The 21,639-nt window shown below is 70.0% G+C and carries 15 protein-coding genes and 1 pseudogene; 7 read left to right on the top strand and 9 right to left on the bottom strand.

The window, feature by feature from the left end; translation table 11 throughout:
- Nucleotides 1-651: 651 nt before the first annotated feature.
- Complete coding sequence (locus tag H9658_RS01135) at nt 652-3,528, bottom strand: bifunctional diguanylate cyclase/phosphodiesterase (protein WP_191824058.1); 2,877 nt, start codon at nt 3,526-3,528, stop codon at nt 652-654.
- A 214-nt stretch (nt 3,529-3,742) separates the two neighbouring features.
- On the opposite strand from H9658_RS01135, the gene H9658_RS01130 reads away from it, so the two are divergent.
- From H9658_RS01130 to H9658_RS01110, 5 genes are all read left to right on the top strand, one after another.
- Complete coding sequence (locus H9658_RS01130) at nt 3,743-4,297, top strand: RNA polymerase sigma factor (RefSeq protein WP_179565137.1); 555 nt, start codon at nt 3,743-3,745, stop codon at nt 4,295-4,297.
- Nucleotides 4,294-5,472 (top strand): hypothetical protein, encoded by a 1,179-nt coding sequence (locus H9658_RS01125; RefSeq protein ID WP_191824057.1) that lies wholly within the window; start codon nt 4,294-4,296, stop codon nt 5,470-5,472. The genes H9658_RS01130 and H9658_RS01125 overlap by 4 nt, the downstream gene beginning before the upstream one ends.
- A gap of 148 nt (nt 5,473-5,620) precedes the next feature.
- Nucleotides 5,621-6,214: an IMPACT family protein gene (locus tag H9658_RS01120; protein WP_191824056.1), complete on the top strand. Its 594-nt coding sequence runs from the start codon at nt 5,621-5,623 to the stop codon at nt 6,212-6,214.
- Nucleotides 6,211-7,977, top strand: a complete 1,767-nt coding sequence (locus tag H9658_RS01115; RefSeq protein ID WP_191824055.1) for an ABC transporter transmembrane domain-containing protein — start codon at nt 6,211-6,213, stop codon at nt 7,975-7,977. The genes H9658_RS01120 and H9658_RS01115 overlap by 4 nt, the downstream gene beginning before the upstream one ends.
- A gap of 124 nt (nt 7,978-8,101) precedes the next feature.
- Complete coding sequence (locus H9658_RS01110; protein ID WP_179565151.1) at nt 8,102-8,314, top strand: hypothetical protein; 213 nt, start codon at nt 8,102-8,104, stop codon at nt 8,312-8,314.
- A gap of 364 nt (nt 8,315-8,678) precedes the next feature.
- On the opposite strand, the gene H9658_RS01105 is transcribed toward H9658_RS01110, so the two are convergent.
- From H9658_RS01105 to hrcA, 8 genes are all read right to left on the bottom strand, one after another.
- Nucleotides 8,679-9,791, bottom strand: a complete 1,113-nt coding sequence (locus tag H9658_RS01105) for a prephenate dehydrogenase (protein ID WP_179565153.1) — start codon at nt 9,789-9,791, stop codon at nt 8,679-8,681.
- Nucleotides 9,788-10,696, bottom strand: a complete 909-nt coding sequence (gene pdxY / locus H9658_RS01100) for a pyridoxal kinase (protein WP_191824054.1) — start codon at nt 10,694-10,696, stop codon at nt 9,788-9,790. The genes H9658_RS01105 and pdxY overlap by 4 nt, the downstream gene beginning before the upstream one ends.
- Before the next feature lie 46 nt (nt 10,697-10,742).
- The gene (locus H9658_RS01095; protein ID WP_191824053.1) at nt 10,743-11,450 is read right to left on the bottom strand and encodes a DUF3142 domain-containing protein; all 708 of its coding nucleotides are present in this window, start codon (nt 11,448-11,450) and stop codon (nt 10,743-10,745) included.
- Nucleotides 11,451-11,458: 8 nt separating this feature from the next.
- Nucleotides 11,459-13,534 carry a hypothetical protein gene (locus tag H9658_RS01090; RefSeq protein WP_191824052.1) on the bottom strand — a complete coding sequence of 692 codons (2,076 nt, stop codon included), beginning with the start codon at nt 13,532-13,534 and terminating at the stop codon, nt 11,459-11,461.
- Between the two features lie 431 nt (nt 13,535-13,965).
- Entirely contained in the window at nt 13,966-15,105 is a 1,140-nt protein-coding gene (gene dnaJ / locus H9658_RS01085) for a molecular chaperone DnaJ (RefSeq protein WP_179565159.1), read from the bottom strand.
- Nucleotides 15,106-15,266: 161 nt separating this feature from the next.
- On the bottom strand, nt 15,267-17,183 hold the full coding sequence (gene dnaK, locus H9658_RS01080; RefSeq protein WP_191824051.1) for a molecular chaperone DnaK: 1,917 nt from the start codon (nt 17,181-17,183) through the stop codon (nt 15,267-15,269).
- Between the two features lie 149 nt (nt 17,184-17,332).
- Entirely contained in the window at nt 17,333-17,854 is a 522-nt protein-coding gene (gene grpE / locus H9658_RS01075; RefSeq protein WP_179565163.1) for a nucleotide exchange factor GrpE, read from the bottom strand.
- Between the two features lie 175 nt (nt 17,855-18,029).
- Nucleotides 18,030-19,088, bottom strand: a complete 1,059-nt coding sequence (gene hrcA / locus H9658_RS01070; RefSeq protein ID WP_179565165.1) for a heat-inducible transcriptional repressor HrcA — start codon at nt 19,086-19,088, stop codon at nt 18,030-18,032.
- A gap of 112 nt (nt 19,089-19,200) precedes the next feature.
- Here hrcA and recN point away from each other — a divergent pair, with 112 nt between their 5' ends.
- Nucleotides 19,201-20,868, top strand: a complete 1,668-nt coding sequence (recN, locus tag H9658_RS01065; RefSeq protein ID WP_191824050.1) for a DNA repair protein RecN — start codon at nt 19,201-19,203, stop codon at nt 20,866-20,868.
- A pseudogene (locus tag H9658_RS23260) lies at nt 20,869-20,940 on the top strand (MarR family transcriptional regulator); the annotation flags it as partial.
- Nucleotides 20,941-21,639 lie beyond the last annotated feature (699 nt).

Below are 21,639 nucleotides of genomic sequence, written 5' to 3'. Positions count from 1 at the left end.
GCTGAAACCCACTGCTCTTAACCAGCGGCCCCCAGGGCGCGTGGCAACGCGCCCTGCATCGTCGGCAGAGGTTTCAGTCTCGAGAAGTCGCACAGTCCGCCGCATGCGGGCGATGTCTTTCGCGGCTGAAGCCGCTCCTACAGGAACTTCGGAGCGCCGGTCGGCGTGCTGTGGACGGGCCTCAGCCCCGAGCCGACCGAATCGAAGCCTGCAGATTCCCCACTACGTTCGTCGCGACTGAAGTCGCTCCCACAAGGGGCTTCAGCCGGGCTAGCCGCTGTTGCTGTTGCTGTTGCTTTTGATTTACCGGATTCCCTTCCGCAGCGGCGGCCATGGCGGGGAAAAACCCGAAGGGCGGCGCACATGGATGTGCGCCGTTCGCGGCAGGGGCAGGATGCCCCTTCCGCGAATCCTCGTCATGGACGCGGACCTGGAGCGCGCAGCGCGGAAGGCGCAAGGCAGGGCGTGCTTGACCAGCCTTCGGCTGTGGTGAAGCGCTTCTTTTGGTTACTTTGATCAGCCTGCGGCTGCTGAGGAGCGTCTCTTTGCACGAGCAAAGAAAAGTGACTCGCGCCAAAGCGCGAAAGCTTTTGCTGTTTGCTTCGCTCCAATCCAACCCAAACGCACTCGCACGCACTTACATACGCGCCATCAATCGTGCTGCGCAGGCCGCCCCAACAGATACCCCTGCCCATAGTCGCAACCCAGCTCGCGCAGCGTATCCAACTGCTGCTCGGTCTCGATGCCCTCGCCGATCGTCTCGATACCCAGCGTACTGGCCAACGCCAGAATGCTGCGCACCAGCGCATAACTGCCCGCACCGCTTTCGCCATGCAGACCGGCAACGAAACTCTGATCGATCTTCAACGCCGAGATCGGAAACCGGTGCAGATACGACAGCGCCGAAAACCCCGTACCGAAATCGTCCAACTGCGCCAACACCCCGCGCTCGCGCAGCGCCTGCAGAATCGTCAACGTGCGTGGCGCATCGTCGAGCAGCGCCACCTCCGTGATCTCCACCCGCAGCCGCCGCGGATCCGCGCCAGCGGTATCGATCAGGCCGAACAGCCGCTCGGTGAAGTCCGGCGAACGGAAATGCCGCGGCGAGACGTTGACCGACACGTAACCGGTGCCGCTTCGCGCCAGACGCTGGATCACCTGCTCGTACAGCAGCCAGTCCACCTGCTCGATCAGCCCGCTGTCCTCGCCCAGATCGATGAACTGGCTGGGCACCAGCAGACCGCGGCTCTCGTGGCGCCAGCGCAGCAGCGCCTCGTGGCCGACCACTTCGCCATCGATCAGGCGCACGATCGGCTGGTAGAACGGCTCGAAGTCGCCGCTTTTGATCGCCCGCCGCAGGTCCGCCTCCAGGTCCAGGCTGCGCAGCGCCGCCTCGCGCATCTCCTCGTCGAACACCGCGCAGCGGTCCTGGGTCTGCGCCTTGGCCCGGTACATCGCCGCGTCCGCGTCGCGCAGCAGTTCCTCGCCGCTGCGATAGCGCGGGTGCCAGGCGGCGATGCCCAGGCTGCCGGACGGGAACAGCTCGCGGCCGGCCACCCACATCGGCTGGCCGAGCACGCCGAGCAGGCGCTGCGCCAACTCGCGCACGCCTTCCAGCCCCTCTTCGCAGCTGACCAGGATCGCGAACTCGTCGCCGCCCAGGCGCGCGACCACATCGTCGCTGCGCAGCGTGGAGACGATGCGCTTGGCCACCTCCACCAGCATGTCGTCGCCGGCGGCGTGGCCGATGCTGTCGTTGACCAGCTTGAACCGGTCCAGGTCCAGGAACAGCACCGCGAACGCCATGCCGTCGCCGTTGCGCGCGCGGTTGATCGCTTCGCCGAGCCGGTCCAGCAGGTGCGAGCGGTTCGGCAGGCCGGTCAGCGCGTCGTGCAGCGCCTGATGGGTCAATCGCTGCTCGGCACGCCAGCGCTCGGCGATCTGCGCCAGCAACTGCTGGTTGACCTCGGCCAGTTCGCGGGTGCGCTCGGCCACCCGCTGCTCCAATTCGGCATGCGCCAGCCGCAGCCGTTCCTGCGCGCGCTGACGCGCCAGGCCGCCGCCGACGTTGTGCGCGACGAAGGTCAGCAGGCGCTGGTCGTATTCGGTGAAACGCACCTGCGTGGTGTAGCTCTGCACCACGATCGCGCCGACCACCTCGCCCTCGTCGAACAGCGGCACGCCCAGCCAGCTGTGCGACCGCGTGCCGTATTCCTGCACTTCGCCCTGCGCGACCAGCGCTTCGATCTCCGCCAGTTCCAGCAGCATCGGCCGGCGCTTGCGCATCACGTACTCGGTCAGGCCCCTGCCCCGCCGCCGCAGCGGGCGCCGCGGGCTGTGCTCGTCCACCGAGTAGACGAACTCCAGCATCTTGGCGTCGTCGGACAGCAGCGCGATGTACAGATTGCGCGCATCGATCAGCCCACCGACGATGGCATGCACCTCGGCGTAGAACTGTTGCAGGCTCTCCGAGCGGATCGCCAGCTCGGCGATGCGGAACAAGGCCAGTTGCAGGGTTTCGGCGCGCTTGCGCTCCTGGATCTCGTCCTGCAGGTCGTGGTTGGCGCGCTGCAGTTCCTGGGTGCGCAACTGCACGCGCCGCTCCAGCTGCACCTGCGCATGGCGCCGGTCCATCGCGGTCAGCACGTGCTGGGCAACGTACGCCAGCAGCGCGCGGTCGGCATCGGTGTAGTGCAACGCACGGTCGTAGTTCTGCACCACGATCGCGCCGCAGACGCGGCCCTCGCGCAGCATCGGCACGCCCAGCCAATCCTTGCTGTCCGGGCCATGCAGGGCGTCGTAGTCCACCCGCAGGCGGTCGCGCACCTGCGGCGACGGCCCGCGCACCGCCTGGCCGTGGCGCAGCAGGGCGAAGGTCAGGCTGTTGGGCATGTCGCGTTGGTAGTACAGCCGTTCCGGATCGGCGACGAAATCGTCGTGCCGGTCGGAGAAATACAGGAAGCGCATGCTCTGCTGGTCTTCGTCGTATTCGACGATGTAGCAGTTCTCCGCATACATCAGCGAGTCCAGCACCGAATGCACGTGCTGCAGCATCTGCCCCATTTCCAGATCCGCACCGGCCAGGTCGGCGATCTCGTACAGCGCCTGCTGCAGCTGCTTGGACTTCTCCAGGCCCTCGATGCGCGCGCGCATGCGCTCGGTTTCCAGCAGCGCCAGGCCGAACGCGGCCGCCATCTCGCACCAGGCGGCGCGCTGCGGTTCGGACAGCGGCTGCTGCAGCCGGGCGGCCACGGCCACGCAGGCGCCCTCGGGCGTCTTCAGCACGTGCAGCAAGGCCTGCGCAGGCGCCGGCACGGTCTCGGCGAGACACCGCCGGACCAGCGTCGGCAGCCATGCCGGCGCATCCGGCGTGGCGCCGAACACGCGTCCGCCGACGGTGCCGTCGCCGCATGCGATGGCCACGTCGCTACCGGGCGGCAGCAAGCCGCACAAGGCAACCGCGGTCTGCATGGAAGCGGGGCCGTCGGGGTGATCCTGGCGGTCGATCGCGGACGGCTCAAACAACATCGACAACAACTCCTGCATGACGTAGGACCCGCCCCACGCCTCCCCCTTAGACGCCAGCATACCTTTTACGTGAACAGGCGCACGCGCGGTGACCCCATGCGCGCCGCTGGCGCGTTCACTGTCTACGATGCCTGCTGCCATTCCGCCCCCGCCCGCCGTCACCACCCTCACGCCACGCTATGCGCCGGGCCGGCGAACGCTTAGGCTTGCCGCCGTGGACGCCCTGGTCGAAACGAGCGACGAAACCCTGATGCTGGCCTATGCGGCCGGCGACGCCGGCGCGTTCGAGACCCTGTACGCGCGCCACCGCGGCCGCCTCTATCACTACCTGCTGCGCCAGCTGCGCGACGTAGCGCTGGCCGAGGAAATGTTCCAGGACGTGTGGCAGCGGGTCATCGCCGCGCGCCAGGGCTGGCAACCGCAGGCTGCATTCAGCACCTGGCTGCTGCGCATCGCCCACAATCGGCTCGGCGACCACTGGCGCGCGGCCAAGCACCGCCCGGCCGCGCCGGCCGATGCCGAACTGCGGACCGCCAGCGTGCCGGACCCGGACACGCCGGAGCGGCAGCTGTCCGCGTTCGAACAGCGGCGCCAACTGCAACTGGCGCTCGACGACTTGCCGGAGGATCAACGCGAAGTGCTGCTGCTGCGCCTGGAACAGGAACTGAGCCTGGAGGAGATCGCACAGATCACCGGCGTCGGCCGCGAGACGGTCAAGTCGCGGCTGCGCTATGCGATGGACAAATTGCGCGCGAGGCTGGGCGGATGAGTGCCGACGAACCGCTGACGCCGGAAGAACGCGCCCTCGCCGAACGCCTGCGGCTGGGCCGGCAGGCGTCGCCGTCGGCGGCGCTGGACGCCGCGATCCTGGCCGCGGCGCGTGCCGCGGTGGCGTCTGCGCCGACCGCTTCCGCGCAGCCGCGCAGCGCCGACGCCGAGCCGGCAGCGGCGCAGATACCCGTTGCGAGCGCAACCGCGCCAGCGCCAGCGGACCATGCCCGTTCCGGCACGGCCCCGCAGCGCCGCGCGCGCTGGCCGGCCTGGACCGGGCTGGCGGCATCGTTGACCCTGGCCGTCGGCATCGCCTGGCAGCTGCGCACCCCGACACCGCCGGTGGCCGCGCCGGTCGCTCCCGACGCGGTCGCTCCTGCACCAGCCGCTTCCGAAGCGGCGGCCGAGCGCACCATTGCCGCCCAGTCGGCCGGCGCCGAAGACGCGACGTTCGCATCCGGCGCGGCAACCGCGCCTACCGACACGCCAGCGCCAGCGCCGCCAGCGTCCGCGCCGCAGCAGGTGCCGGCAGCGAACGATCTCGACTCGATGCGCGCCGCGCCTGCACCATCGGCAGCATCCGCGGAGGCCCCGGTTATGGCCGAGCCGGCGCCGATGCTGGCGCCGCCGCCTCCCGCGCCGATCGTGGTCTCGCCTCCCGCACCGCCCGCGCCGCCGGCCCCGGCAAAAGCGCTGACGCCCCCCGCGCAGGCACCGCAGGCGCTGGCGAAGCCGGCGGCGCGAATGCGCGAGGCGAATGCCATGCAGCGCGAAGACCGGCGCATGCTGCAGCAACGCAGCGCAGACCTCGCCGAGCGCGACGGCAGCGACGCGGCAAGCGCACAGGCACAGGAAGCGGAGGGATACGCCGCGCGCGTCGAAGGCAACCTCAGCGCGGCGCCGGCACCGGCACCAGCCGCGATGCCGGCCGCACCGGTCGCGGCGGACACCGCACCGTTGGCGGCATCCGCGCGCGCCTCCGGCACCGATCCGGCGCTTGCGGCAGCGGCGGAAAGCGACGCGCGCCTGTCGCCGCGACGCTGGCTGGCGCGCATCCGCGAGCGCCGCGACGCCGGCGAGCAGGCCGCCGCGCACGCCAGCCTGCAGCGCTTCCAACGCGAGCATCCGCACGCGCGCATCCCCGACGACCTGCGCGACCTGCTCGACGACTGAATCGCCTTACGCGATCGAAGACGATGCGCGGCGTCGCCGGTACGCCCGACGCCGCGGCCGTGCGCAGCGCAGGCACCCGGCTGCACGTTGCGCCGCCGAACCGCAGTCAACCGCAGCTGACCACGGCGCCTCGTCTAGAATGGCGCCGATGCCCGATACGCTTCCCCACCTCGTCAGCCACAGCGTGGACATCAAGCACAGCCGCTTTGTGGCGCAGGCGGCGCCGATCGCCGACGCCGGCGCGGCGCTGGCGTTCGTGCAGCGGGTCGCGGTGGCCGATGCCACCCACAACTGCTGGGCCTACCGCCACGGCGACGACTACCGCTCCAGCGACGACGGCGAACCGGCCGGCACCGCCGGCCGCCCGATCCTGGCGGCGATCGACGGCCAGGGCTTCGACCGCGTGGTGGTGGTGGTCACGCGCTGGTACGGCGGCATCAAGCTCGGTGCCGGCGGCCTGGTCCGCGCCTACGGCGGCACCGCCGCCGAGTGCCTGCGCCTGGCGCCGCGGCAGCCGCTGCTGGCCTTGAGCCTGATCACCCTGCACTGCGGCTTCGACGATCTGGGCGCGGTGCACGCGGCGCTGAGCGCCTGCGCCGCCGAAAAACTCGATGAACGCTTCGACGCCGACGGCGCCGAACTGCACCTGCGCCTGCCCAGCGATCGCGTGGACGCCTTGAAAACGCGGCTGCGCGACGCCACTCGGAACAGGGTCCGCTGTTCGGAAACCTCCCCCGCATGAACGATCCGTCGGCCGACCAGGCCAAGTCGCTGCGCAAACTCGGCAGCCTGCGCACCCTGTGGCCGTTCGTGCAGCGCCAGCGCGGCCTGTTCGGCGCCTGGCTGCTGGCGCTGGCGGTGTCCTCCAGCGCGACGCTGAGCCTGCCGGTGGCGGTCCGGCAGATGATCGACCACGGTTTCAGCGACGGCAGCAGGATCAACCAGTCCTTCGCGCTGCTGTTCGCGGTGTCGGTGGTGCTGGCGATCGCCACCGCGCTGCGCTTCTACTTCGTGTCGCTGCTGGGCGAGAAGGTCGTCGCCGACCTGCGTGGGCGCCTGTATGCGCACCTGATCGGCCTGCACGCCGGCTTCCACGACCGCAACCGCAGCGGCGAGCTGGTGTCGCGGCTGTCGGCCGACAGCGAACTGCTGCGCGGGGTGATCGGCAGCACCATGTCGGTGGCGCTGCGCAGCACAGTCACGGCGATCGGCAGCATCGTGATGCTGTTCGTGACCAGCCCGCACCTGGCCGCCTACGCGCTGCTGGGCATCCCGCTGGCGGTGTTGCCGATCGTGCTCGGCGCGCGCCGCCTGCAGAAGATCTCGCGCGCCAGCCAGGACCGCGTCGCCGACGCCAACACGCTGGCCGCCGAAACCCTGGGCGCGGTGCGCACGGTGCAGGCGCATGCGCGCGAACCCTACGAGCGCGGCCGCTTCGGCCAGGCGCTTGCGCTGTCGGTGGACGTGGCGCGGCGCCGGGTGCGCGCGCAGGCGCTGATCACCGCGGTGGCGATCGTGCTGGTGTTCGGCGCAATCGTGCTGGTGCTGTGGTCCGGCGCGCACGAAGTGGCGGCCGGCGAACTGAGCGCCGGCGCGCTCGGCCAGTTCGTGCTGTATGCGATGTTCGGCGGCGGCTCGGTGGCGTCGCTGGCCGAAGTCTGGAACGACCTGCAGCGCGCGGCCGGCGGCATGGGCCGCATCGCCGAACTGTTCGCCGAACGCCCCGAGGTGCTGGCGCCGGCGCAGCCGCGCGCGCTGCCGCAGCCGCTGCGCGGCGAAGTGCGCTTCGACAACGTGGTGTTCCGCTACCCGCAACGCCCCGACCATCCGGCGCTGGACGGCTTCGACCTGCACGTGCGGCCCGGCGAGAGCGTGGCCCTGGTCGGCCCCTCCGGCGCCGGCAAGAGCACCGTGCTGTCGCTGCTGCTGCGCTTCCACGATCCGCAATCGGGCACGGTGCGGGTGGACGGCGCCGACCTGCGCGAACTGGACCCGGCGCAGCTGCGCGAAGGCATCGGCCTGGTGCCGCAGCATCCGACCCTGTTCGCGGCCAGCGCCGCCGACAACATCCGCTACGGCCGGCTCGCGGCCAGCGACGCCGAGGTCGAGGCCGCGGCGCGCGCCGCCGAAGCCGACACCTTCATCCGCCAGTTGCCGGACGGCTACGCCAGCGAACTGGGCGAGCGCGGCGCGCGCCTGTCCGGCGGCCAGCAGCAGCGCATCGCCATCGCCCGCGCCCTGCTCAAGGACGCGCCGATCCTGCTGCTGGACGAAGCCACCAGCGCGCTCGACGCGCAGAGCGAACATGCCGTGCAGCAGGCGCTGGAACGCCTGATGGCCGGGCGCACCACCTTGGTCATCGCGCACCGCCTGGCAACGGTGCTCAAGGCCGACCGCATCGTGGTGATGGAGCACGGCCGCATCGTCGCCCAGGGCACCCATGCCGAGCTGTTGGCGCAGGGCGGCCTGTACGCGGAACTGGCACGACTGCAATTCATCGACTGAGCACGCGGTGCTAACACCGGCGGGACTACGGTCCCGCTGCGCCCCACGCAACGGCGGAGGCGCAAGGCGCCGGCAGCGTTTCCGGCGCAATCCGGTTCGACGAATCGCCTTCAGGAGACATGCCATGTCCTTTCGCCAGCTGCCCGCCCTCGGCCCCGACGGCGAGGCCTATCTGATCACCGAGTTCCAGGACGAAGTCCAGCATCAGCAGCAGGCGCAGCACGACGCGCCGTCCACGCCGGCGCTGCGCTACGAACTGGCCGACGGGCGCAAACTGATCCGCCGCGGCCAGCAGTTCACCACCACCGGCGGCGAACTGACCCTGACCGCGGTGTGAGCGCGCGCGCTGCCGCGTAGCGACGACGAGCGGCAGTGCGATCTGTCCGCCTCGTGCGCGGTACGCGCGACGGGCCAGTGGTCAATTATTGACCAAGCCTCTTGACACGCCCGCCCAGCAAGGCGCGCAGACACTTATCCACATGTTTGCGCGCATTCCATCCACACTGCCTGTGGATGAAGTGCGGCTGCAGCAACAGGGTGTTCTCTCTACCCCCGTGTAGGAGCGGCTTCAGCCGCGACCGTGACTATCTGGACACGCACATGCATGCGCAACATGCTGCCCGCCGACCACACCCGATCGCTTGATCGGCACTGCCTGTCGCGGCTGAAGCCGCCCCTACAGGGGGGCCGTCTGCACCGGACTAGCGCGGCAACACCCGGCCGATGCCGCTGGCGTCGATCTCCGCCGCCGCGGCATCCAATGCCGTCGCCACGGTGGCCGGGTCGAAGCCGATGCGGAAATGCAGTTCGCCGGCCGGCGTGCGCGAGGAATGGATCGAGGCCAGGCTGACGCCGTGGCGCTCGAACACGTACAGCAAGCTCCGCAGCGAGCCGGCACGGTCTTCGGGCAGGTAGACGCTGAGCGTCAATTGCTCGGTCAGATCCGCGAGCAGATAGCCGACGCGTTCGTAGCTGTAGTTGCCGTGCGCGATCGCCGCCGCGCCCAGCGCCTGGCGATTGGCGTCGAGGAAATCGGCGCGGAATTGCGCGCGCGCCGCATCGTCGCCACGACTCACCTGGTCGCGCAGCCGCGACAGTTGCGCGATCAAGCCGTCGAGCACGCCGCCGACATGCGGATTGCCGAACTGGATGTCTTCGTAGATCGCCGGATTCAACGCCAGGATGCGCGCGATGATCGCGGTATCCAGTTCGAACGAGGCCGAACGGTATGGCATCAATGCCTCCAGCGGCCCCAGCGTCGGCGCGTGCGTGCGCAACACGCCGGCCTGGGCCAGGTGGCTGGCGTGCACCATCGCCTGCACCAGCGCCATCACCTGGTCGTGGTGATCGGGCGTGCTGCGCACGCATTCGGCCTCCAGCGCCGTGCACAGCTGTTGCAGCCATTCGCTCCAGCGCGCCAACCGCGCTTCGCACACCACCAGCACGCGGCCCTTGAGCGTGGGCGACTTCGGCGGCGCGGTCATCGGATGCAGCCCGGCCACTTCCGCCTGCGACGCCAGCATCGCCGCCACCGGCTCGCGCTTGACCGAGGTCACGTCCAGCCACAGCTGCTCGCGTTCGCGCCCGGCGGCGCGGCGCACGTAGTCGCCGATCAGCGCCGGCGTGTGCCGGATCGGCGCGGAGAAGATCAGCACCTGCGCGCGCTGCAGCACGGCATCGGGATCCAGCGACTGCGGATCGGCCGGATCGTGGCCGACCACCTCCAACTGCATGCGCTCGCGGAAGAACCGGCTCAGCCAGCGGCCATAGGCGCCGGCGCTGCCGACGATGCCGACGACCGGGCGCAGGCTCACGCCAGGCGCTCGGCGGCGAAGCGCAGCGGCGTGACCAGCGCCGCGGGCGCGGCGGCGAGCACGTCCAGTTCCTCGTAGCCGCTCGCCAGGGTCGCTTCCAGCGCCGCATGCACGCCGGCGATGGCGCGGCCGATCGCCAGCTCGAACGCGTCGCCGCGCAGCAGGAACGCGACCAGCAGCGCCATCAGCACGTCGCCGGTGCCGGCCACGTCCACCGGCAACAGCGGCGAGCACCAGCGGTAGACCGCCTCGCGGCTCACCGCCAGGGTCACCAGCTGGCCTGCGTCGCCGCTGACGCTGTGCGCCAACACCCACTGCGGCCCGCGCGCCAGCAGCACGCGCGCCGCGGCGATGGCATCGTCCTGCGCCAGCGCCGGCAGGCCGGTCAGGCGGCCGAGTTCGAACGCATTCGGCGTGACCAGCCACGCATGCGGCAACAGGCGTTCGGCGAACACCGCTTCCAAGCCCGGCTCGACATAGGGTCCGGTATGCGTATCGCCGATCACCGGATCCAGGCAGTAGCGCAGCGACGGGCACTGCGGCAGCGTGGCGTCGAGCCAGTCGGCGAATGCAGTGCCGTTGCCGACGCTGCCGAAATAGCCGGACACCACCATGCGCGCACGCTGCGGCAAGCCGCGCTCGCTGGCGCCGAGCAGCAGGTCGGCGAACCAGTCCGACGGCAGCACCTTGCCGCGCAAGGTGTCGTAGAACGGCGCGTTGCTGAGCAAGGTCGTCGGGACTTCGGCCACGCGCAGGCCCAGCGTGCGCAACGGCGGCACCGCCGCGCTGTTGCCGGCGTGGCCGTAGACCAATTGCGACTGTACCGAGATCACGTCGATCGGCGACTGTCCATCCGGACGCTGGCGACGGCCGTGGACGAGATGGCTGGCAGTGGATGCGTTCATCCGCACATTCTAGGCCGCGGCAGCGACGGCGGCGTACCGGCACCGCTCAGCGGTTGCGCAGGAACACCACGTAGCCGCGGAACCACGGATTGTCCTGCAGGCCTTGCGGCGGCTGCCAGTCGCCATCCTGCAGCAGGCCGATGCGGAACGGCACCCGCAACCTGCCGAGCCGGGCGACATAGACCGGATAGTCGGGGATCACCGCGCGTCCCTGGTAGATCTGCAGCACCACCTCGTCGACCACGCCGCGCAATCCGGCCAGTGCCTCGGCGCGGCCGTTGACGCTCCAGTCCAGCAGGCCGGTGATGCCGAGTTGGTAGCCTGCCGGCAAGCGCGCACGCAGCGTGCGCAGGAACGCCACGTACTGCGCGAGGTGGCGGGTACCGGCATCGAAATCGATCTGCAGGCCGACCACGTCGTTGCCGGCCGCATGCCAGCGCTGCAGCTGCACCAGGACCGCCTCGAACAATGCCGGCGTCCAGTCGATGCGTTCCACCCGCAACACCATCCACACCTGGCAGTGGCGCAGCTGCGGCAGCGCGGCGCGTTGCGCCACCAGTCGTGCCGGCACGCCGGCGTCCAGCGGCACCTCGGCCTGCAGCAGGTACACGCGGCGCGCATTGGCCAGCACCGGCTGCGGCCGCACCCCGGCCCAGAGCCAGAACGCATCGTAGCGGCGCGCATCCACCGGTGCGGCGATCGCCGCGCCCATCGACATGCACAGCGCCAACAGCACGGCGCAGCGCCCGGGCATGGCGCCGCTCACCAGTAGTACTTCAGGTCCTGCGCCCAGGCCGTTGACGGAAACTCCCGTTTCAGGCGCTGGAACCAACGCTTGCGCTCGCTCACCGGCACGTCCTTGCCGCCGCAACCGTTGTTCCCGCTGGGCGCGTAGCAGTTGATGGCGCGATACAGCGCATACGCCTTGTCGTTGGCAGGCACATCCGCGGCATCGATGACGCGCTGGTAGACCGGCAAACGGAAATATGCGGGGCCGGGAAACTGCGACGGCGCTCCGCCGAGCTCGGTGGCCGACGGTGGCAGGTTGATCGGCAAGTGATCCCAGTTCATGACCCGGACGAACTCGGCCACGCACAACTGCGCATGGGCGTCGGCGGGGGCGGAGGCCAAGGTCTTTGCCACCGCTTCGATCGCCGGACACGCATCCTCGCCCTGCTCGAACGGGCCGGAGAACACCACCAGCGGCGGCGACGACTGCGGCAACCAGTAAGGACCGCGCCGGGGATCGCTGGTGTCGTGCGGCACGTCGGCAAGCAGCACGCGATCCTGCAGGAAGGCCTTGGCCTGGCCGCGCGACAGTTCCTTGTACAGCAACACGAAGGCGGCCAGTTCGCGCTCGTGCGCCGGCACGTCCGTCGCCGTCGCGCGACGCCGCAGCAGGTCGGCACCGGCGGCGTAGATCAGCAACTGGTCGCGGATGGCTTGGTTGACGATCGGAGAATCCGCGGCGAACGCCTGGTCGAGCGCACGGTCGCGCTCCAGGCGCCGCGCCAGCGCCAGCTGCACCAGCGGTTGCTGCAGCGCCGGCTCGGCACTGTCCAGCAGGCGCCGCCAGTAGGCCGCCAGGTCCGGCGCCCCGGTGTCCTCCAGCGCCAAGCCCTGGAGCATGGCGGCGGCGAAGGCCACGCTGCCGCGCTTGGCCGGCCCCTTGCCGGCATCCAGCAGGCGCAGCGCCTGCGCCGGCGACCGCGCCACGTAGTACTGGTAGCTGGACAGCAGCAGCGCGAACAGGTCCGGCTCGTCGGCAAAGCGCGGCCGCTGCGCCTCCAGCGCGGCCGGCGACAGTCCGTGGCCATCGCTGCCATCACCCGAGCGCATCGCCTTGAGATCGGCCACGGCCAGCAGCAGCGGTGTGGTCAGCGCCGCGGGAGCGGCGTTGGCCAGCAGCTTGTTGTCGATTTCCTGGGCCAGTTCCTGGTCCGACAGGCCGCGCTGCGCCGCGGGCAGGCGCAGCAAGCGTTCGTATTCGGCGGCCAGCTTCGGCGTGTCGCCACCGAGCCAGTACACCCGTCGCAGCAATCCGCGTGCAGATACGGCGTAGCGTCCTTGCGGATAGTCGTGCAGGTACGCGGCGAACGCCCGCTCGGCGCGCTCCAATGCGGCCCGGTCGAACTGCGCCGGTTCGCGCTGCACGCCGTACTCGTCGAAGCCATCGACCTGCGCCGCGTTGAGCGCGACCCGCCCCAGCATGTAGCGCGCCGTCTCCCGGAGCCAGGGGTCGGCCGCCTTTGCCAGCGTATCGAAGCCCTGCGCGGACGCGTCGAAGGCGCCGGCATAGAACGCGCTGGCGGCCTGCAGGTACTGCGCGAATTCCCTGCCTGCGGCCGACGACACGCCGTCGGGCGCGGCGATTTGCTGGTCCGGGCACTGCGCCGGCCGCGCCTGGACCAAGCGCGCTTTTTCCGCCGCCGGCACGCGCGCGTTCGCGTTCAGTGCCTCGTTGAACTCGCTGCCGCCGCGCGCATTGCTGTTGCAGCGGTTCGCCTCGCCGTCGAGCATCCCGTCGGCAGCGGCGGCCTGATCGGTCGCCGGCGGTTGCAGCGCCTGCACCGCCGCCTCCCAGGTGAACGCGGGTTCGAGCGGGCTGGCAGGCGCCACCGCCGGCGCGGCGCCATCGCGCATCAACAGCAGCAGATTGACCCGGGTGTCGCTGCCCGGCGCGAGCGCGACGGTGTTCTGGCACCCGCTGTAATCGCCGAAATCCAGCAGCAGGCTGGCGTCGCAACCGGCATCGGAACTGGCGAGCGCGGGTGCCGCAAGGCAAGCGCACAGCAGCAGCGCTGCAAGGCGGGCAACAACGGAACGGCCGATGTCCATGGCGAACTCTGCACTCCAGATGCGCCGCGATCGGCGTAGCGGCATGTTCGCATGCCGGACCGCGCCACGCAGGGTGACGCGGCGCAGACGGCGCACGCTAGCGATGCGCGGCCAGCGCGGCCGCGCGGGCATTGCGCCGACGCGGCCCGCGCGGAAGGATCAGGAGGTCATCCGGTCCCAGACCCCCTTCCGTGCATCGCCGTAGTTCAAGGGCTGGGATCGGGATGCGGGATTGGGGATTGGTAACAGCAGCACCGCGGCGATCCCTCCCGAAACCGGCATTCGATTCGCACGCAATCGATCGCAATCCAGAAAACCGAAAAAGGCACGTGCCGGGCTCTCGCCCTGCACGTGCCTCTTCCATCGGTCCACACACTCGCGACCGCCGCTAGGCACCCGCCGTTGCGAATCCCGAATCCCCAATCCCGGCTCTACGACGTCATCCGGTCCCAGAACCCCTTCACCCCGTCGATGAAGGTCGCCGACTTCGGCGAATGCTTGCGCGCGTCCTCGCCGGTGAAGGTGGATTCGAACTGCTCCAGCAGCTTGCGCTGGTCGGCGGTGAGATTGACCGGGGTTTCCACCACCACGCGGCAGTACAGGTCGCCCTCGCTGCGGCTGCGCACCGAACGCACGCCCTTGCCGCGCAAGCGGAACAGCTTGCCGGTCTGGGTCTCGGCCGGAATGCGGATCTCGGCCTCGCCGCCCAGCGTGGCCACGCGCACGGTGTCGCCGAGCGCGGCCTGAGAGATGCGGATCGGCACTTCGCAGTGCAGGTCGTCGCCGTCGCGCTGGAAGATCGCATGCTCGCGCACCCGCACTTCCACATACAGATCGCCAGGCGGGGTGCCGGCCGGACCGGCCTCGCCTTCGCCGGACAGGCGGATGCGGTCGCCGTTGTCCACGCCGGGCGGAATCTTCACCGACAGCACCTTGGTTTCTTCGACGCGACCGGCGCCGTGGCAGGTACCGCACGGGTTCTGCACGATCTGGCCGCGCCCGGCGCAATGCGGGCAGCTCTGCTGCATCGCGAAGATGCCGCGCTGGATCCGCACCTGGCCGCGCCCCTGGCAGGTCGTGCAGGTCTCCACCTTGCCGTCTTCCGAGCCGCTGCCGTGGCAGTGTTCGCATTCGCCCAGGGTCGGAATCTCGATGCGCCGCTCGATCCCGGCCACCGCCTCTTCCAGATCCAGTTCCAGCACGTAGCCGATGTCGGCGCCGCGCCGCGCCGCGCGGCCGCCACCGCCGCCGGCGCCCCCGAAGATGTTGCCGAAGATGTCGCCGAAGATGTCGCCCATGTCCGGGCCGCCAGCACCGCCACCGCCGCCCATGCCGCCCATACCGTGCTCGAACGCGGCATGGCCGTGCGCGTCGTACATGCGCCGCTTGTTGCCGTCGGACAGGACCTCGTAGGCCTCCTTGCACTCCTTGAACGCCGCCTCGGCGGCGTGGTCGCCAGGATTGCGGTCGGGGTGGAACTTCATCGCGCAACGGCGATAGGCCTTCTTCAGCTCGTCGTCGTTGGCGGTACGGGCCACGCCCAGCACTTCGTAGTAGTCGCGTTTGCTCATAGGGCGGAGATTGGGGATTCGAAATTCGGGATTCGTGTAAAGCAAAAGCGGAGAGCGTCAACTCTTCCGCTTTTGCGAGCGCTACGGACAGGGGATCGGGAGCGGGAAGCGGGCAGGCAAAGGCCTTTCGAATCCCTATTCCCGAATCCCGAATCCCGGCCTTACTTCTTGTCGTCCTTGACCTCGGTGAACTCGGCGTCGACCACGTCGTCGCCGGCCGCGGCCTGCGCGCCGCCCGGCGCAGCGCCCGGCTGCTCGCCGGCGGCCGCCGCCGCGTACAGCGACTGCCCGGCTTCTTCCAGCACCTTGGTCTTGGCCTCGATCTGGCCCTTGTCGTCGCCCTTCATCGCCGTTTCCAGGTCCGCCAGGGCCGACTCGACCTTGCCGATCACGTCGCCGCCGACCTTGCTGCCGTGCTCGGTGATCGCGCTGCGGGTGGCGTGGATGAGGCCGTCGGCCTGGTTGCGCGCCTGCACCAGCTCATGGAACTTCTTGTCTTCCTCGCGGTTGGCTTCCGCGTCGGCGACCATCCGCTGGATCTCGTCGTCCGACAGGCCGGAGCCGGCCTTGATCTCGACCTTCTGTTCCTTGTTGGTCTTCTTGTCCTTGGCCGACACGTGCAGGATGCCGTTGGCGTCGATGTCGAAGGACACCTCCACCTGCGGCAGGCCGCGCGGCGCCGGCTCGATGCCGGACAGGTCGAACTTGGCCAGCGACTTGTTGTAGCGGGCCTGCTCGCGCTCGCCCTGCAGCACGTGCACCGTCACCGCGGACTGGTTGTCCTCGGCAGTGGAGAAGGTCTGCGAGGCCTTGGTCGGGATCGTGGTGTTCTTCTCGATGATCTTGGTGAACACGCCGCCCAGGGTCTCGATGCCCAGGCTCAGCGGGGTCACGTCGAGCAGCAGCACGTCCTTGACGTCGCCGGCCAGCACGCCGCCCTGGATCGCCGCGCCCAGCGCCACGGCCTCGTCGGGATTGACGTCCTTGCGCGGATCCTTGCCGAAGAACTCGGCCACCGCCTGCTGCACCTTCGGCATGCGGGTCTGGCCGCCGACCAGGATCACCTCGGTCACGTCGCTGGCGCGCAGGCCGGCGTCGTTGAGCGCGGTGCGGCACGGCTCGATGGTGCGCTTGACCAGGTCCTCGACCAGCGCCTCGAGCTTGGCCCGGGTCAGCTTGATGTTGAGGTGCTTCGGGCCCGACGCGTCGGCGGTGACGTACGGCAGGTTGACTTCGGTCTGCTGCGAGGACGACAGCTCGATCTTGGCGCGCTCGGCCGCATCCTTCAGGCGCTGCAGCGCCAGCGGATCCTTGCGCAGGTCGATGCCCTGGTCCTTGTTGAATTCCTCGACCAGGTAGTCGATGACGCGCTTGTCGAAGTCTTCGCCGCCCAGGAAGGTGTCGCCGTTGGTGGCCAGCACTTCGAACTGCTTCTCGCCGTCGACGTTGGCGATCTCGATGATCGACACGTCGAAGGTGCCGCCGCCCAGGTCGTACACCGCGATCTTGCGATCGCCGCCCTGGCCCTTGTCCAGGCCGTAGGCCAGCGCCGCGGCGGTCGGCTCGTTGATGATGCGCTTGACGTCCAGGCCGGCGATGCGGCCGGCGTCCTTGGTCGCCTGGCGCTGGCTGTCGTTGAAGTACGCCGGCACGGTGATGACCGCCTCGGTGACGGCCTCGCCCAGGAACGCCTCGGCGGTCTTCTTCATCTTCTCCAGCACCTGCGCGGAGATTTCCTGCGAGGCCAGCTTGCGGCCGTCGGCGGTGGCCACCCAGGCGTCGCCGTTGTCGTGCTGGACGATGCCGTACGGCACCAGGCCGATGTCCTTCTGCACTTCGGCGTCGGTGAACTTGCGGCCGATCAGGCGCTTCACCGCGTAGAAGGTGTTCTTCGGATTGGTGACCGCCTGGCGCTTGGCCGAGGCGCCCACCAGCACTTCGCCGTCCTTGGTGTAGGCGACGATCGAGGGCGTGGTACGGTCGCCTTCGGAATTTTCGATGACGCGGGCCTTGCCGCCGTCCATGATCGCCACGCACGAGTTGGTCGTGCCCAGGTCGATGCCGATGATCTTGCCCATTGGATGACTCCTGAAAATTTCTGGTGTCCGGCCGCTGCCGGGGTCTGGTTCGGATATAGGGATGGCCGCAGGTCATTCAAGCCATCACCGCAAATTAGCGTTCTGCCGCGGCCGCGCCCGATTCAGGCGCGCACCGCCGGCGCCACGCGTCAATCGTGCTTGGCGACCACCACGAGCGCCGGCCGCAGCAGGCGCTCGTTGAGCAGGTAGCCCTTCTGGAACACCTGGATCACATGGCCGGGGGCGACGCCGTCGGCCTCGGCCTGGCTGATCGCCTGGTGGTGCTCCGGGTTGAACGGCTGCCCGGTCGGGTCGAGCAGGGTCAGGCCGTTGTCGGCGGCGACCTTGAGCAGCTGCTTGTAGGTCAGCTCCAGGCCGTCGCGCAGCGGGCTGGGTTCGCTGCCGGCGGCGCTCAGGCCGGCGTCCAGGCTGTCGAACACCGGCAGCAGGTCGCCGAGCAGGCGCTCGTTGGCGAACTTGCGCGCCTGCTCGACGTCGCGGGCGATGCGCTTGCGCTGGTTTTCCAGGTCGGCGCGCTCGCGCAGCACGTCGGCCTTGAGCAGCGCCAGCTCGGTGCGCAGCGTCTCGATCTGCGCCTGCAGCGGATCGGTCGCCGGCTGCTGCGCCTCGGACAGGTGTTCAGAATCGAATTCGGGGTGGTCTTGGTTCATTTCCGGTTCCCTGGCGGGAGATGCACCCGCCCTACCGGACCACCTATGTGGGCGTGCGGGGCGGATTCAAGATGCTGTGTTGCATTTGGGGGAATGGGGAGACGGGAATCGGGAATGGGAAAAGCAGGCGGCAACCGCGGGGGGCGGCCGCCGGCTGGCCGCATTGCCCTGCGCGCTAGCGCTCTGTTGGCGGGGTTGGGTCCAGGGCCGCGCCCAGGACTTCGGCGGCGGTCTGCACCAGCGGGATCACCCGGTCGTAGTCCATGCGCTTGGGGCCGATCACCCCCAGCACGCCCAGCACCTGGCCGCCGGCCATGTACGGCGCGGTGACCAGCGACACGCTCTCCAGCGGCACCACCCCGGTTTCCTCGCCGATGAAGATGCGCACCCCCGGCGCACGGATGGTGCGCTCCAGCAGCTGCAGGATCTCGCGCTTGCTGGCGAAGATCTCGAACAGCTCGCGCAGCCGCTCCAGGTCCGACAGGTCCTGCACCCCCATCAGCTTGGTCTGCCCGGCCAGCACCATGTCGTCGCCGGCCGGGGCCAGCGCCTGCTCGGCCAGCTCCACGCTGTGCGCCAGCAGCAGCTCCATCTCGTCGCGCGCGTGGCGCAGGTCGCGCACCAGGCTGGCGCGGATGTCGGCCAGCGCACGCCCGGCGAAATGCGCGTTCAGGTAATTGGCCACCCGTTCCAGCTCGGCCGGTTCGTAGGCCTTGCGCGGTTCGATGACCCGGTTCTGCACCTCGTTGTCGGCGAACACCAGGATCGCCAGCACCCGGCGCGCGTCCAGCGGCACGAAGTCGATGTGCCGGAACGCGAACTGCTCGCGCTTGGGCGCGCTGACCACGCCGACGAAGTGGGTCATCGCCGACAGCAGCTCCGAGGCGCTGCCGAGCAGCGCCTGCGTGCCGGCGGCATTGCTCATCTCCGCGCGCAACCGCGCCACCTCGCCCTCGCCCGGCGGGCGCATCTGCACCAGGCTGTCGACGAACACCCGGTAGCCGGTGGCGGTGGGAATGCGCCCGGCCGAGGTGTGCGGCGAGCTGAGCAGGCCGGCGTCCTCCAGGTCGGCGAGGATGTTGCGGATCGTCGCCGGACTCACGTCCAGCCCGGCGTGGCGGGCCAGGGTCTGCGAGCCGACCGGTTCGCCGTCGCGGATATAGCGCGAGATCAGCGTGCGCAACAGCTGCCGGGCGCGTGGGTCGAGCGAGGAGTGGACCGGGGAGGCGCGCATGCAATCAATCCGTGAGACTGGACACTAGATAATGGCTGCATGCCGGCTTGGCAAGTCATTGGCCCACCTACCCCCGCGTGCTAGCGTTGCGCGCCCCTGGATCCCGACCCCCATGCTCAGACATCTCTCGATCAAGGATTTCGCCGTCGTCCGCGGCACCGAACTGGAATTCGGCGCTGGCATGACCGTCGTGTCCGGCGAAACCGGCGCCGGCAAGTCGCTGATGGTGGACGCGCTCGGCTTCCTGTCCGGGCTGCGCGCCGACAGCGGCGTGGTCCGCCATGGCGCCGACCGCGCCGAACTGTCGGCCGAATTCGCCGTGCCCGAGGCCGCCCCGGCGCGCGCCTGGCTGCGCGAGAACGAGCTCGACGACGACGACCAATGCCAGCTGCGCCGGGTGATCCGCGCCGACGGCGGCTCGCGCGCCTGGATCAACGGCCGCCCGGTGACCCTGTCGCAGCTGGCCGAACTGGCCGGGTACCTGGTCGAGATCCACGGCCAGCACGAACACCAGGCGCTGCTGTCGCGCGGCAGCCAGCTCGGCCTGCTCGACGCCTACGCCCGCAACGAGGCCGAACGCGCCGCGGTGCGCGCCGCTGCCGCGCGCTGGCAGGCGCTGCTGGCCGAGCGCGAGACGCTGCTGGCGCAGGGCGACGTGTCCGACCGCATCGGCTTCCTCGAGCACCAGCTGGCCGAGCTGCAGCGCGAGGACCTGGAGCCGGCGGCGATCGCTGCGCTGGACGCCAACCATCGCCGCCAGGCCCACGCCGCGGCGCTGATCGGCGCCTGCGAGGGCGCCGCACAGCGGCTCAACGGCGACGAAGCTCCGGCGGTGCTGGAACTGCTGCAGCAGACCCGCCACGAACTCGGCAAGGTCGGCGAATACGAGCCGCGCCTGGCCGAGGTCGAAGCGCTGATCGACAGCGCCACGATCCAGCTGGAAGAGGCGCTGGCGCTGGTCGACCGGGTGCGCGACGACCTCGATGCCGATCCGGCGCAGTTCGAGGACATGGAACGCAAGCTGGGCCGGCTGCACGACCTGGCGCGCAAGCACCGGGTCACCCCGGACACGCTGGGCGAGCACCGCGACGCGCTGCTGGCCGAAGTCGAGGGCCTGCGCGGGGCCGGCGAACGGCTGGACGTGCTGGATGCGGAGATCGCCCGCGCCACCCAGGCCTGGCGCGACGCCGCCGCCGCGCTCAGCGGCACCCGCCAGCGCGGCGCGCAGGCGCTGTCGCGCGACACCACCGCGCTGATCGGCGAACTGGGCATGGGCGGCGGGCGCTTCGAGATCCAGCTCGAGCCGCACGAGGCCGAGCGCCCCGACCCGGCCGGCGCCGAGCGCGTCGAATTCCTGGTCGCGGCCAACGCCGGCCAGCCGCCGCGGGCGCTGCGCAAGGTCGCCTCCGGCGGCGAGCTGTCGCGCATCTCGCTGGCGATCGAGGTCGCCGCGCTGGGCCTGGACGCGGTGCCGACGATGGTGTTCGACGAGGTGGACTCGGGCATCGGCGGCGCGGTCGCCGACATCGTCGGCAAGAAGCTGCGCGCGCTCGGCGAGCAGCGCCAGGTGCTTTGCGTGACCCACCTGCCGCAGGTCGCGGCGCAGGGCCACGCCCACTACCGGGTCAGCAAGGCCCCGGTCGAGGGCATGACCCAGAGCTCGGTCGAACTGCTGGCGCCGCGCCAGCGCGAGGAAGAGCTGGCGCGGATGCTGGGCGGGGTCGAGGTCAGCAAGGAAGCCCGCGCGGCGGCCAAGCGGCTGCTGCAGAGCGCTGGCTGAGAGCGGCTGTTCCTGGATTCGGCCACGCTGACGCCACTGTTGAAGCGCCTGCAGTACCGTTCCGCCGGGCTGGCGGCCTGGATTTCGGCTCGGTAGCGTGGGGTGTCCCCGCGCGCATGCACTGGGGAATCCCGAGCCATCAGGTGATAGGAAGCTTGCTGGCTTCGGATGGGGTCGGGTCGGGGCTGAAGCCCCTCCTACAGTGCACCCAGCCGGTTCGTCGCGCGCCCTGTAGGAGCGGTTTCAACCGCGACGAACGGAGCCATTAGCCGTTCCGGACTCGGAAGCAGTCGCGGCTGCAGCCCCTCCCACAGTGCACCCAGCCGGTTCGCCGCCAGTCCCCCTTGTAGGAGCGGTTTCAACCGCGACGAACGACGCCATCCAGCCAACCGATTTCGGCGGCAATCAGGACCGATGCCAAAGCCACCGGGAGTCGCTCCCTAGTGCACCCAGCCGGCCAGCCGCACGCCCCTGTGGGAGCGACTTCAGTCGCGACGAACGGAGTCGGGATCCGTGACGGCTGGGCAATCCACAGAGACCGAAGCCCCTCAAGCCACCCCTCTCCACAGGGCACTCGCTCTGTCTATTGAGACGCCACAGGAACGGTTCCACGTGGTTGCGATCAACCGGACCAAGACGAACGCATTAGGCACGCTGGCCTGTCCGGCATACAGCCGGCACACGGGTGGTGCGATGGCCGCGACCCCAGAACCGAGTTCTCGCAACAGGCGCGCCGCACCCAGGCCTGCGCGAGGCGCCAGTAACGATAGC

This window comes from Xanthomonas bonasiae, assembly GCF_014836395.1.
Taxonomy (GTDB): Bacteria; Pseudomonadota; Gammaproteobacteria; order Xanthomonadales; family Xanthomonadaceae; genus Xanthomonas_A; species Xanthomonas_A bonasiae.
The sequence above is the reverse complement of the archived record's forward strand: the minus strand, read 5'-3'. Positions and strand labels throughout refer to the sequence as shown.